Below are 13,379 nucleotides of genomic sequence, written 5' to 3' on the forward strand. Positions count from 1 at the left end.
CGGTACGGATCACGCCGACCGAGCATCCGGAGGCGACGACGGTTCCGGAAGGGAATCTGACGATCACTCCGTTCACGGAGGTGCGGGCGGAACTCGTCCCGCCGACCGTGAAGGGACGTTTCCGGGGACGCCCGAAGCTGGCCATCGACAACCTGGGCAACACCAAGGTCACCGCCGCCGTCAGCGGCAGCGACAACGGTGACCAGTTGTCGTACGACATCCATCCGAGCAATGTGCAGATCGAGCCGGGCCGTGCCGCGTTCGTGAAGGCCACGCTGAAGCCGCGGCAGATCACCTGGTTCGGGTCCAGGGAGGAGAGACCGTATGCGCTCGCCGTCCACCGTGCGGGCGTCGCACCGCACTCCGTCGACGGCACGTACGTCCAGCGGAGTTTCCTGCCCGGCTGGCTCGCCACCTGCCTGGCGATCTGCCTGGCCCTCGCCATCACCTTCGTGACGCTGTGGTTCGCCTACCAGCCCAAGGTCACCAGCGCCGCGACCGATCTCCAGCAGGCCGGGACGACCGCTCTGCCGAGCGGCAGCCCGTCCGCGATGGCACCGGCGCCGAGCATCTCGGCGGCGCCGCTCCCGTCGGAGACGCCCGAGGCTCCCCCGGAGGAGAAGCAGGAGGAGCAGCCCGAGAACCCGGGTTCGGGATCGGGCTCCGGTTCCGGCTCGGGCTCGGGCTCGGGCTCGGGCTCAGGGGGTTCCGGATCCGGGGCGGAGAAGGAACCGGACACGAAGCCCACGACGAAGAAGCCCGCCGCCGTCAAGGGATTCGCCATCATCGGCCGGGGCTCGAACCGCTGCGTCGACGTCACGGACGCGAAGAAGGGCAAGGGCAAGGACGGCACCCCCCTCCAGATCTGGGACTGCGCGGGCACCGCCAACCAGAAGTGGGACTTCCGGGGAGACGGCACGGTGCGCTCCCTCGGGCTGTGCATGGACGTCGCGTGGGGCTCCCGCGACGACGGCGCCGTCATCCAGCTGGCCAGGTGCAGCGGCAACCCCGCTCAGCAGTTCGTGCTCAGCACCGCCGGCGACCTGGTCAACCCACAGGCCGACAAGTGCGTCGACGTGAAGGACAACGCCACCGGCGACGGCGCCAGGCTCCAGCTGTGGACGTGCGCGGGCACACCCAACCAGAAGTGGCGTGTGAAGTGACCCCGCCCCGGCGGGGGGCGCCCCCCGCCGGGTGCACCGCCCGGCACAGACCGCCGTACGCCCGCTACCAGTTGCCCTCGCCCGGCACCAGCCGCCCGGCCTTGCGGTACTCGCGCTCGGCGCCCTCCCGCAGGTCGGCCGAGGTGACCGGCCCGCCCCGCCCGGCGGCGGCGTAGGCGGCGGTGACGACCGCGCTGCGGATGGAACCGCCGGCCAGCTCGAAGTCGCGGGCGACCGCCGTCGGGTCGGTGTCGTCCGCGCGGGGCACCGCGGCGAGGCTGTGCCGCCACAGGGCCAGCCGCTGGGCGGTGTCCGGGAACGGGAAGTCGACCACCAGATCCAGCCGCCGCGTGAACGCCTCGTCGATGTTGGCCCGCAGATTGGTGGTCAGCAGGGCGATGCCGTCGAAGGACTCCAGGCGCTGGAGCAGATAGGCGCTCTCCATGTTGGCGTACTTGTCGTGCGAGTCCTTGACCTCGGAGCGCTTGCCGAACACGGCGTCCGCCTCGTCGAAGAGCAGCACGGCGTCCGTGCGGTCCGCCTCGGTGAAGATCCGTTCGAGGTTCTTCTCGGTCTCGCCCACGAACTTGTCGACGATCGAGGAGAGTTGCACGACATAGAGGTCCAGGCCGAGTTCCGCGGCCACGACCTCCGCCGACAGCGTCTTGCCGGTGCCCGACTCGCCCGCGAAGAGCCCGAGGACCCCACGGCCCCGGCCGCCCCCGGCGCTCAGCCGCCAGTCGCCGAGGACCCGGTCGCGATGGCGGGCCCGCAGCGCCAGTTCCCGCAGCTCGGCGAGGGGCTTGTCCGGCAGGACGAGGTCGTCCCAGCCGACGTCCGGGCGGATCCGGCGGGCGTGCCGTTCCAGACCGGAGGCCGACTGCAGCCGCGCGGCCAGCCGCAGATGGGCGGCGGTCACCTCGCTGCCGTCGAACGCCGCGAGGTCCACGGCCGCGCGGGCCGCCCGCTCGATCCGGTCACCGCCGAGCCGGTACGGGGCGACCGTGGCCGCCAGGTCGAACCCCGGCCCGTCCGCACCGGCACCCAGCGCCGCCGCCCAGGCCTCCACGGCACCCGAGGACTGCCGGGGCACGTCGAGGACCAGCGGATCACGGTCGCACCACTGCGGGTCGTAGGGCTGCGGGCCGGTGAACAGCACGGACACGTCGGCCGTCGTCAGCGCCCGGAACAGCGGCCCCGGGTGCTCCGGCAGCGGCGCCACCACGACCGCGCACCCGCGCAGCCGGGCCTCGCGCAGCAGCGGGGGCAGCAGCCGGGCCGCCTCGTCCTCGGCCGCCGGGGGCGTGAAGTGCAGCGCCTCCACCCCCGCCGCGCGCAGGGCGGCCGCGGCCCGCGCCAGCCCGTCACCCTCCCGCCGCTCCCGCAGATGCACGGTGACCGGTGCGGCGGCCAGCCGGCCGGCCAGCCTGTCGGTGAACCCACCGTCCTCCGCGGACGCGACCGCCGGCGGCAACGACGGCGACGGCGACGGCGCGAGCGGACGCACGTGACCGGCCAGCGCCGCGTCCATCGTGTCGTCGCCGAGCAGATGCGCGACCAGCCGGTCCGGCACCCGCAACTCCCGCCCGAGGAAGGGACGTTCGGGCTCCTCGACGGTCAGCAGGCCGAGCGCGCTCAGCGGCGCCGACGGCAGGAACCGGGCCCGCGCCCCGGCCAGCTGCACGGGCAGCCCGCACAGATCGAGCGCGAGCCCGACGGTGGCCCGGCGCCGGCTGACGTCGTCGTTGAGATACCCGTACAGCTGCTCGTAGGAGCGGTCCAGATCGGGGGCCAGGGCGATCAGCAGGATGCGCGTGTCCAGCTCGGTCAGCCCGAGCCGCCCCGCGAGCAGCTCCAGCGGACCGCCGGGAGCCGCGCCCGCGCCGTCGGCGCCCTCGGCGTCCTCGAACACGGGGGCGTACGACCCCGCCGACGGCTCCAGCAGATGCCGTACGCCCTCCTCGGACACGTACAGCCCCCGCAGCGGATCACCGGCCGTCGGATCACCGGCACCGCGCTCCGCCACCAACTCGGCGACCCGGTCGCGCAGTCGGGCGAGCCGGAGGAGGAGCGCGTCGGTGCCGGAGGAGCCGGAGGTGCCGGGGGCGGCGTGGGTGGTGTGGGCGGCGTTGGTGGTGTGGGTGCTCAACGTCGCCCCTCCCCGGTGTCCGGCGCGGAGGCCAACCGGCCCGGCCGGTGCGCGCGTTCCTCCGAGCCCTCCAGGGAGCCGTCCATGCCGCGTACCCGGATCGCCGCGCCCTCGGTGACCGGGGGACCGGCGTCGTACTCGGGGAAGGCCGGGAACGGAACGGTGACGACCAGGTCGAGGGACGGCTTCAGCTCGCCGCCCAGCGCGGACCAGATCTCCGCGAGGGAACGTGACTCGGAGTGCAGCCCCGCCACGGACAGCGGCACGGTCAGGCCCAGCGCCCCGAGCGCCCCCGGGAGTCTCTCGGCGGGCAGCAACTCGTGCGGCAACAGCGTGGCCAGCACCGCCGAGAGCAGCCGGTGTTCGTCCTCGGGCCGCTTCGTCCAGGCGGTGACCAGGTACGACAGCCGGAACCAGCGGGGCGGCTGCCGGCGCCGCACGACGATGTCCCGGCTGTCGCGGACCGGCATGTGGCCGCGCTGGCGACGGGAGACGTCCTCACGGATGTCGTACAGATAGGTGTTGACGGCGGGCGCGTTGCGCCGGGCCGCCCAGTCGCGGGTCGGCGCCTCGAAGGCGACGTCGATGCCGGAGCCGGCCAGGGCACCACCGCCGATCAGTCCCTTGAGGACCTCGTCCACCTCGTGGATCACGGTCGTGCTCCTGCTGTGTCGTGTGCCTGTCCGTCGATCCTGTCCGACCGGAGGCGTCCCTTCCAGACGCGCGGGGGACGACGAGGGGGCACGGTGCGCTGCCCAACGGGCCCGTTCCGTCTGCCCGTTCGATCAGATGTAGCCTTCCCGGAGGGCATAGGCCACCGCGTGCGCCCGGTTGCGCAGATGCAGCCGGGTGGTGAGCCCGTGCATCACGTTCTTGACGGTGCGTTCGGAGTAGGAGAGTTTGCTCGCGATCTCGCCGGTGTCCATCCCCTCGGCGACGAGCCGGAGGACGTCGATCTCACGCGGCACCAGGCCGGACAGCGGCGACCCGGTGCGGCCGGCCACGGAACGCTGCAACGTCCCCACCTGGTTGATCAGCCGCCCGAGCAGATCGGCGGGCAGGTCGCCGTCCCCGCGCGAGGCCGCGAGCACGGCCTGCGCCAGCCGGTGCGGGGTGGCCTCGTGGCGCCACACGATGGCCCCGACCCCGCACTCGATGACCTCCAGCAACTCGGTCTCGCGGATCAGGCTCACCACCAGGACGGCCCGCGCCCCCTCGCTGCGCACCATCCGGCGCAGCGTGGACAGCAGCGGCTCGTCCGGCGTCTCCCCGACCAGTACGGCCACGGTGCCCGGCCGTACCACGGCGTCGTCCTTCAGGTCGATCACCGGGTGCCCGCGCAGCTGGCTGAGCACGCCGGCCCGGGAGAGCGGGTCGAGGGTGTGGACCACGACCGGGATACGGCGCCGGGGTTCCTGGTGCTCGGCCATGGCGGTGGCCGTGCCGGTGACCATGGCCGTGGTCGCCGGCGTGTCCGCGGTCCGGAATGTGCTGCGCAACCGTTTCTCCCGTATGCACGAAATCGCCGCTCCTGTGAGGGGAGTGGCCGAGGGGCTCGTTTCACCCTTCTGTGTGTCATGTGCGCCGCGCAATCGTGGAGGACCACGAGACACACCACGAGATCCACCCCGGGCCCGGCCGCGGCGCTTTCCCGCCGACCTTCCGCGAGCGGTGCACCCGGACGGACCGTGCCCCGTCTACGGAAGCGGAAAACGACAGTCCACGACAGCCACCACCACGACGGTCACGACAGCCACCACCACGACGGTCACGACAGGAGACAGCGATGTGCGCGCCGGAACCGCTTCTCGAACGCCGTGAGCCCCTGGAGCTGCTGGCCGCCGAGGCCGCCCGCGCCCGGACCGGCTCCGGCCGCCTCGTCCTGCTCCGGGGAGCCACCGGCACCGGCCGCACCGCCCTCCTGGAGGCCGCGGCCGACCGGGCGGCGGCGAACGGCATGCGCGTCCTGCGCGCCCGCTGCTCACCCGAGCACCGCTCCGTACCCTTCGACACCGTCTTCCAACTCCTCGCCCACGGACCGGAGTTCGACCAGGCGGCGGGCGAGGCGCCGGACCCGCCGGGCACCCAGCCGCACCAGGGCAGACCCGCACGTCTGTGGCGGCTGCTGCGCTCCTACGCGGCCGAGTCCCCGCTGCTCGTCGCCGTGGACGACGCCCACCTCGCCGACGCCCCGTCCCGCCGCTGGCTCGTCGAGGCCGTCCGCCGCATCGACCGCCTGCCGGTGCTCCTGGTGGTCACCGAGCGCAGCCAGTACGACCTCGACCCCCCGGCGGACGGCTTCGCGCACGCCCTCTCCCCTGCCCTCGTGCACACCCGCACCCTGGCCCCGCTGAGCCCGGACGCCGGTGCGCGGCTGGTCCGTTCGGTCCACGGCGACGCCCCGCCGGACTGGGTCGACGCCTGCTTACGGGCGGGTGCGGGCAGCCCCCTGCTGCTGCGTGCCCTGCTGGCCGATCTCCGCGACGCCACCCCCGGAGCCCTCCCGGCTGCCCTTCCGGACACCTGCGCGGCGCTCTATGCGGGCACCTACGCCGCCGCCGTGTCCTGGTGGCTGGACAGCGCCGGGCCCGCCACCACCGCCCTCGCCCGCGCGCTCGCCGCGCTGGACGACGAGGACACCCCGGTCCCGGCCGACGCCGACCTGCTAGCCCGGACGGCCGGGGCCGACCCCGCCCGCGTACCAGGCTGGCTCACCGCGACGACCCGTCTCGGCCTGCTGCGCCCCGACCCCGAAGGACGCCCCCGGTACGCCCACCCGCTGCTGCGGGACGCCGTACTCGGCGGCTGGGCCGGCGCCGACCGGCAGGCCGCGCACCGCCGGGCGGCCGAGGCGATGCTGCACCGCGGCGACCACGCCGAGGCCGTCGCCGGCCAACTCCTGCGCTCCGGCCCCGTCGGCGAGGCCTGGGCGACCGGCGCCCTGCTCGACGCGGCCGACCTGGCCGTCCGCGACGACCGCAGCGACGACGCCCTCGCCCACCTCCGCCGCGCCCTCGACGAACCCATGCCGGCCGCCCGCCGCACCATGGTCCTCACCGAACTGGGCTCCCTGGAGTACGCCACCGTACGGTCCACCGCCGGCATCCCCCGGCTCGCCGAGGCCATGCGCCTGCCCGGACCGCCCCGGGAGCGCGTCCACGCGGCGGTCGCCCTCGGCACGGCCCTGGCCCGGCGCGGCGAGGCCCGGGCCGCCGTCGACGTGCTGCGCGGGCTGCGCGACGAACACCTGACGGGCCACCCGGACCTGATCCGCACCGTCCAGACCGCCTCCGCGCTGCTCTCCGACCACGACCAGGGCGTACGGCAGGAGGTGTACCGGTGGCTGCGCGAGACCGCCGAGCGCTCGCCCCACCTGGTCGGCACCGCCGGACAGGCCCTCCTCGTGCGCTACGAGGCCACCGCGGGCCTGACCTCGGCGGCCTCGGCGATGCACCGCGTGCGGGCCCTGCTCGCCCAGCCGGCCGATCCCCTGTCCGAGATCTTCCTGCTGGGCACCGCCGCCGCCGTCGCCCAGTGGGCCGACCAGCTCGACGAGGCCGAACGCCTCGTCCGGCGCGGCCTCGACGGCCGGCGCACCTCCCTCCTCCACCCCATGCACCAGGCCCTCCTCGACGTCCGCGTCGACATCGCCGCCGCCCGGGGCGCCCACGAGGAGGTCCTCGCCGACCCCGAGGTCGCCCGCGCGCTCACCGGTGGCCCCGCGTCCGCCAACGCGCTGGCCCACGCGGTCGTCGCCCTCGTGGAGACCGGCCGTACGGAGGAGGCCGCCCGCCTCGCCGACGGCTTCGACGTCCGGAACGCCCACGACTCCTGGGAGCTGAACCGCTTCCTCCACGCCCGCGGCCATCTCCGCGCCGCCACCGGCGACCCGGCCGCCGCCCTCGACGACTTCCTGGAGTGCGGCCGCCGCCAGTCCGCCCGGGAGGTCGCCAGCCCCGTCGTCACCCCCTGGCGCTCCGCGGCCGCCGCCTGCCACCTCGCCCTCGGCCGCACCCGGGAGGCCCTCGCCCTCACCGAACGGGAACTCCGTCTCGCCACCGTCTGGAACACCCCCCGCGTCCTCGGCCGGGCCCTGTCCGTCCTCGGCACGGCGACGGGCGGCCGCCGGGGCCTGGAACTGGGGGACCGGGCGGTACGGACGCTGCGGCAGGGGGTCGACGGGGCAACGGAGGAGGCCACGGGGGCCGCCGGGGCCGCTGTCGTGGCCCTGGAAAGCGTCGCTTCGGCGGGCGGGGGCCGGCTGTCGGCCAGGGGTCCCGTGACCGCCAAGGGCGGCTGGAAGCAGGGCGGAGCACGCGTGACGGCGACCGCCGCGCACGGCTGGGCGCCGGGCGGAGCCCTGGCACGGGCCGTGGGCGGCTGGTCCTCCGCGGTGCCGACGACCGGCGGCCGGGCGGCGGTCGACGCACCGGACGGCCGGCGGACCGGGGCGCCGGGCGGATCGCCGGTGACGAGGGAACTGATACCGGCCCTCGTGGCGCAGGGACGGGCGCTCGCCGCCGCCGGGGAGCGGGCGCGGGCCCGCGACGCCTTCCGGGAGGCGGCCGAACACGCCGAACGCCTCGGCGCGCTCCGCCTGCGCGCCGTCGCGGAGGAGGCCCTGCGCGAGGGCGGCGCCCGCCGTACGGCGACGGCCCTGACCGGCCCGTCCGCGCTCACGGCGGCCGAGCGCCGGATCGCCGAACTCGCCGCGCAGGGGCACACGAACAGGGAGATGGCCCAGCTCCTCCACCTCGCCCGCCGCACTGTCGAGACCCACCTGACCAGCACCTACCGCAAGCTCGGCATCCGCCGCAGAGCGGAACTCGGCGCGGCCCTCGCGAACACTGGGGAGAGCAGGTGACAGGCCACGGAGCGGCACTGAACGGAAGGCCGGGCACGTGCGCGGGGAAGACCGGGACCACCCGCCCCCCCACTACCGGCCCCTCCCACTGTTCCCGGCGTCCTGGACCGGCGGCGGTCCCGGTCGGTGACTGGCTCGCGGCGCGCCGCGAGCCTCAGCGCCCTGCCCCCTGACGGGCCCGACCGGCCGCGGGACCGGCACCCGCCCCACGGGCCGGAAGCGGCGCCGAGGGGTGGGACCATCGTGCGACACCGTAGCCGTTGTCATGGCCCGAGGAGGCACCCGTTGGGCGCTCGTTCGTTCATGTGCGCGACCCGCATACCGATGGGGCGCGACGGCTTCGAGGAGTGGCTCCGCACACCCCTGCCGGGTCTCGGCATCATCGAGAACCCGTCAGCGATGTACACGGGATGGGCCGCCGACGGCGCAGACCCCGACTGGGACCTGACCGGGATCGCCGCGCACCACCCGGCGGCGCCGGCAGAGATCCGCGCCGACCGGGAGAAGACCCCCGGGCAGTTGCTCGCTCTCCGCGCGGCCCAGGGTTTCACCCTGCTCCGTCACCGTGATGACGCGCTGGAGGCCTACCTGTACGACTACCACGGCGAGGAGACCAGCACCCACACCGCGCTGCTGATGCTGGCCGGCGCGGGCCGCTTCGCCCACGCCGGCACCGAGACGCCGGTCATGTACTGGGGCGGCGACGTCCACCCCGGCCTGCCCATGAGCGGCGACCAGCCCCTCGCGGTCCTGCTCGTCGGCAGCACCCGGGCCCGCTTCGTCGACACCCACCCGCTCGACACCCTGATCGCGCACCTGACACCCGCCGAGACCGACTTCCTCGCCGCGACCGCGTACGGGGACGACGACGGGCACCCCGGCCGCGCATCGGACCTGCTCGACCCCGCCCTGCGCGAGGACCGGCAGGACGAGCCGCCCCACGGCACGTTCCGCACGCGATGACGCCCACCGCGAGCCCGCCCCGCTGGGTCTCCTTGTACGCGCGAGGTCCAGTGCTCGGCCGGGGTCTGCCGGCCGAGCGTCTCGCGTGGGCGGTCGTCCGGCTCCGGTGCCAGATCACGCCCGCGCGGGAGCGGCGAAGTAGCTGGGCGCGTTGTATCCCGAGTGGGGGTAGGAGGCGGCCCAGCCCACGGCCTCGGGCTGGGTGCGCGGGAAGTCCGCGGCCACCAGCGTCGCCAGGTCGAAGTAGGCCTCGCGGGTCCGTGCCTTCAGCTGCTCGAGATCGACCTCTGCGCCCGTGGCGAGGTGCTCGTCGAACGGCACCACCACCACGCCCCGACAGCGGGCACGGAAGTGGTCCACGACATCGTTCACCTTCACCGACTTGCTCTTCCGGCGAGCCTCGGACACCACCGTGATACTCCGGCTGACGAGGTCCTCGTAGTGGTGCGCGTTGAGCCAGTCGAGGGTGGTACTGGCGCTGGTCGCGCCGTCCACGCTGGGCGTGGCGACCACGATCAGCTGATCGGCGAAATCCAGGACGCCCCGCATCGCGCTGTGCAGCAGACCCGTGCCGGAGTCGGTGAGGACGATGGGGTAGTGCTGTCCGAGGCAGCCGACGACCTGCCGGTAGTCCTCGTCGTTGAACGCCGTCGAGAGAGCGGGGTCCACCTCATTGGCCAGAACCTCGAGGCCGCTCGGTGACTGGGAAGTGAAGCGCCGTACGGACATGTAATTGGTGAGGTTCGGGATTTCGGCTACGAGGTCGCGGATGGTCGCGCCGGTTTCGCGCCGCACACGGCGGCTGAGGGTGCCTGCGTCCGGATTGGCGTCGATCGCGACGACCCGGTCCTGACGCTCGGTGGCAAGTGTCGCGCCCAGGGCGGTCGTGGTGGTCGTCTTGCCGACTCCGCCCTTGAGGCTGATGACAGCGATCTTCTGGCACTGCATCACGGGCGTGCGGAGGATGGCCAGCTTCTGCTCGCGCTCCCGTTCGGCGGTCCTGCCGCCGATGCGCAACCGGCTGAGGCTCGTCCGGCCCTTGCGCCGGCCGCGCAGCAGGCGGTCGGAGGAGAGCTCCACGGTCGCACTGTGTCCCAGTGCACCGCGGCCGTTCCAGTCCGGCGCCGACCACGGTGCAGGACTGTGCTGCGCCGACGGGCGGACGTAGTGGGACGCTCCACCGGCGGCCCGGGCCGGGTGCGCACCCCTGTCATAAGGAACCGCGAGGGGCACGGCGCCGAAACGGGCTTCCGCGGGCGCCGGGGGGTGGTTCTCCGCCGGGCCACCCTGCGGCACCGCCGCAGCGGTCGCCTGAGCGCTGGTCGATGGCTCCGTCGGTAGGGAGCCCTGGGGCCCGCCGGGGATGTGCGGGTCCGGCGGCGCGGTGGCCGGCCCGTCGGAATGGTCTCTGCCCTTGTCGGGTGCGGGATCGTGAGCGCAGGTGTCGCGATCGTTCGTCATTTCTTGTCCTTTCGAGGAGAGAGGGGGCTCCTGGGGCGGGCCGGCGATGCGCTGGTGACCGGTCTCATGGCCGGGGGAATGAGCGTTGACTCCGCAGGGGGCGAGCGCAGGACGCCCGCCGTCCCTGGCCGGGGCACGCACCACATGACCGGACCGGGACAGGACCGCGACGCCCTGGCGGTTCGTCGCGGGTTCGATGGGGCGGAGCGGCCGCGCCGGCACGGCGAGTGGGGTCGGAGAGGTGGCGCGGACCAAGCTGCCGTCTTCACTGAAGGCGAGGCCCATCGATATGAACTGATCCACGGTCAGCGCTCGTTTGTCGCCGCGTGGGACGTGTATCGGCGGTCGCCAGGCCGGGGCCCCGCCGCCGCCCAGTCCGACCACCATCGCGTGCGTGGCACGGTAGCTCTGGTCGACCGCCAGGGCGTGCTGGATCTCGGGCGGCACCTCCAGGCGGCTGCGTACGCGATACTGCCCGATTTTCAGGTTCTCGGTCCGCTGCAACTGGACCTTCAGCGGGCCTACGAACGAGTAGCCCTGTTCCTCGGCGTGCGCGCGCACCTTCTCGACCAGCTCTTCGCCGAGCATGACCAGACACGCGCTGTAGATCTCGTGGTCGCCCGGGCTCAGTTCGATGACGAAACCGTTGGGCGCGATGGTGCAGTCCTGGGTCCAGATCCTGGCGCTGACGTCGCACTCGCGCCGGAGCGCGCCGGCGAATTCCAACGGCTGGGCGGCGGATCTGAAGATCTTGGCGAAGGTGTCATTGACTAGAGTCTCGAAGCGCTGTTCCAGCTTGCTCAGCGTTCCCACTTCAGCCTCCGGGTGCCGATCCGTTGCAAGCAGACAGATCGGACGACGATGTCACTGATAGTATTTATGTAGACATCTTTGGTGGCTTTCTTGCGGCATGTCGTCGCATTTCACCGGATCGGTCGTAGGACTCACCATCGAGCCGCGCGGTCCGTCGCTTCGAGGCCGCCCCGGTGTGGCGTCGCTCCACGTGTGCACGGAGTTCTCGCAGGTACGCAGGTACGCAGGTGCGATTCCGGCGCATGGGAACGCCGAACCCTCCGCCCGGAGGGTTCGGCGTTCCCATGCGCGGCGTGGGGTCATGCCGCGCGCGGGGTCCCCGCCCGGCCCAAGGACGCGAACGCGCTGGGCAGGGCTACTTCCCTAACACTCGATGATGTTCACCGCCAGCCCGCCCCGGGCCGTCTCCTTGTACTTGACGGACATGTCGGCGCCGGTCTCCTTCATGGTCTTGATGACCTTGTCGAGGGACACCTTGTGGGTGCCGTCGCCGCGCATGGCCATGCGGGCGGCGGTGACCGCCTTCACCGCGGCCATGCCGTTGCGCTCGATGCAGGGGATCTGGACGAGGCCGCCGACGGGGTCGCAGGTGAGGCCGAGGTTGTGTTCCATGCCGATCTCGGCCGCGTTCTCGACCTGCTCGGGGGAGCCGCCCAGCACCTCGGCCAGCGCTCCGGCCGCCATGGAGCAGGCGGAACCGACCTCGCCCTGGCAGCCGACCTCGGCGCCGGAGATGGAGGCGTTCTCCTTGAAGAGCATGCCGATGGCGCCGGCGGCCAGCAGGAACCGGACGACCCCGTCCTCGTCCGCGCCCGGCACGAAGTTGATGTAGTAGTGCAGGACGGCGGGGATGATGCCCGCCGCGCCGTTCGTCGGGGCCGTGACCACCCGGCCGCCGGCCGCGTTCTCCTCGTTCACCGCCATCGCGTAGAGCGTGATCCACTCCATGGAGCGGGCCAACGGGTCGCCCTCCGCCCGGAGTTGACGGGCCGACATGGACGCGCGACGCCGTACGCGCAGACCGCCGGGCAGGATGCCCTCGCGGGACATCCCGCGCGAGACGCATGCCTGCATCACACCCCAGATGTCCAGGAGCCCGGAGCGGATCTCGTCCTCGGTGCGCCAGGCTCGCTCGTTCTCCAGCATCAGCGCGGAGATCGACAGGCCCGTCTCCTTCGTCACCCGGAGCAGCTCGTCGCCCGTGCGGAAGGGGTACTTGAGCGGGGTGTCGTCGAGCTTGATGCGGTCCGCGCCGACCGCGTCCTCGTCGACGACGAAGCCGCCGCCGACGGAGTAGTACGTCTTCGACAGCACGTCCGTGCCCGCCGCGTCACGCGCCCAGATGGTCATGCCGTTGGCGTGGTACGGCAGCGTCTTGCGGCGGTGCAGGACCAGGTCCTTGTCGAAGGAGAAGGGGATCTCGTGGTCGTCGAGGAGGCGGATGCGGCCCGAGGTCCTGATCGCCTCCACGCGGTCGTCGGCCGACTCCACGTCCACGGTGCGCGGGGAGGCGCCCTCCAGACCCAGGAGCACGGCCTTGGGGGTGCCGTGGCCGTGGCCGGTCGCGCCCAGCGAGCCGTACAGCTCGACGCGGACCGAGGCCACGTCGGCGAGCAGCTCCTCGTTGCGCAGCCGACGGGCGAACATCCGGGCGGCGCGCATCGGGCCGACCGTGTGGGAGCTGGACGGGCCGATGCCGATCGAGAACAGGTCGAAGACCGAGATGGCCACGGTGACTCCTCAGAACGGGGGAGGGCGGTGCGGGGAGTGGGGCACCGCGCTCACTCCCCAGTGTGCGCGGTGCCCCGGAAAAGCGGGGTGTACGGCGATGAAGCCCGGGTTACTTCCCGAGCGTCGGGTACAGCGGGTGCTTGTCGGCGAGGGCTTTGACCCGGGCCTTGAGCGCTCCGGTGTCGGGTTCGGGCTTGAGGGCCTGGGCGATGACGTCGGCGACCTCGGTGAAGTC

Annotated in this window: 8 protein-coding genes; 3 read left to right on the forward strand and 5 right to left on the reverse strand. The window is 73.4% G+C overall.

Annotated features, from left to right (window positions below; all coding sequences use genetic code 11):
- A partial coding sequence (locus ACWCRJ_RS38630) for a ricin-type beta-trefoil lectin domain protein (RefSeq protein ID WP_450943676.1) occupies positions 1 to 1,163 on the forward strand: 1,163 nt, incomplete at its 5' end.
- A gap of 64 nt (positions 1,164 to 1,227) precedes the next feature.
- Here ACWCRJ_RS38630 and ACWCRJ_RS38635 read toward each other — a convergent pair.
- The 3 genes from ACWCRJ_RS38635 to ACWCRJ_RS38645 all read right to left on the reverse strand — a co-directional run bounded on the left by ACWCRJ_RS38635 (position 1,228) and on the right by ACWCRJ_RS38645 (position 4,766).
- Positions 1,228 to 3,312 (reverse strand): ATP-binding protein, encoded by a 2,085-nt coding sequence (locus ACWCRJ_RS38635; RefSeq protein ID WP_450943677.1) that lies wholly within the window; start codon positions 3,310 to 3,312, stop codon positions 1,228 to 1,230.
- Positions 3,309 to 3,965 (reverse strand): DUF4255 domain-containing protein, encoded by a 657-nt coding sequence (locus tag ACWCRJ_RS38640; protein ID WP_334659914.1) that lies wholly within the window; start codon positions 3,963 to 3,965, stop codon positions 3,309 to 3,311. The genes ACWCRJ_RS38635 and ACWCRJ_RS38640 overlap by 4 nt, the downstream gene beginning before the upstream one ends.
- 132 nt (positions 3,966 to 4,097) lie before the next feature.
- Complete coding sequence (locus ACWCRJ_RS38645) at positions 4,098 to 4,766, reverse strand: helix-turn-helix transcriptional regulator (protein ID WP_450943684.1); 669 nt, start codon at positions 4,764 to 4,766, stop codon at positions 4,098 to 4,100.
- Between the two features lie 332 nt (positions 4,767 to 5,098).
- On the opposite strand from ACWCRJ_RS38645, the gene ACWCRJ_RS38650 reads away from it, so the two are divergent.
- Both ACWCRJ_RS38650 and ACWCRJ_RS38655 read left to right on the forward strand, forming a co-directional pair.
- Positions 5,099 to 8,176, forward strand: coding sequence for an AAA family ATPase (locus ACWCRJ_RS38650; protein ID WP_450943678.1), 3,078 nt, complete (start codon positions 5,099 to 5,101; stop codon positions 8,174 to 8,176).
- 285 nt (positions 8,177 to 8,461) lie between these two features.
- Positions 8,462 to 9,139 carry a hypothetical protein gene (locus ACWCRJ_RS38655; protein WP_450943679.1) on the forward strand — a complete coding sequence of 226 codons (678 nt, stop codon included), beginning with the start codon at positions 8,462 to 8,464 and terminating at the stop codon, positions 9,137 to 9,139.
- Between the two features lie 114 nt (positions 9,140 to 9,253).
- On the opposite strand, the gene ACWCRJ_RS38660 is transcribed toward ACWCRJ_RS38655, so the two are convergent.
- Positions 9,254 to 11,413 carry an FhaA domain-containing protein gene (locus tag ACWCRJ_RS38660; RefSeq protein ID WP_450943680.1) on the reverse strand — a complete coding sequence of 720 codons (2,160 nt, stop codon included), beginning with the start codon at positions 11,411 to 11,413 and terminating at the stop codon, positions 9,254 to 9,256.
- A 363-nt stretch (positions 11,414 to 11,776) separates the two neighbouring features.
- Positions 11,777 to 13,144 carry an L-serine ammonia-lyase gene (locus ACWCRJ_RS38665; RefSeq protein ID WP_450943681.1) on the reverse strand — a complete coding sequence of 456 codons (1,368 nt, stop codon included), beginning with the start codon at positions 13,142 to 13,144 and terminating at the stop codon, positions 11,777 to 11,779.
- Positions 13,145 to 13,379 lie beyond the last annotated feature (235 nt).

It is taken from the genome of Streptomyces sp. NPDC002324 (assembly GCF_053593335.1).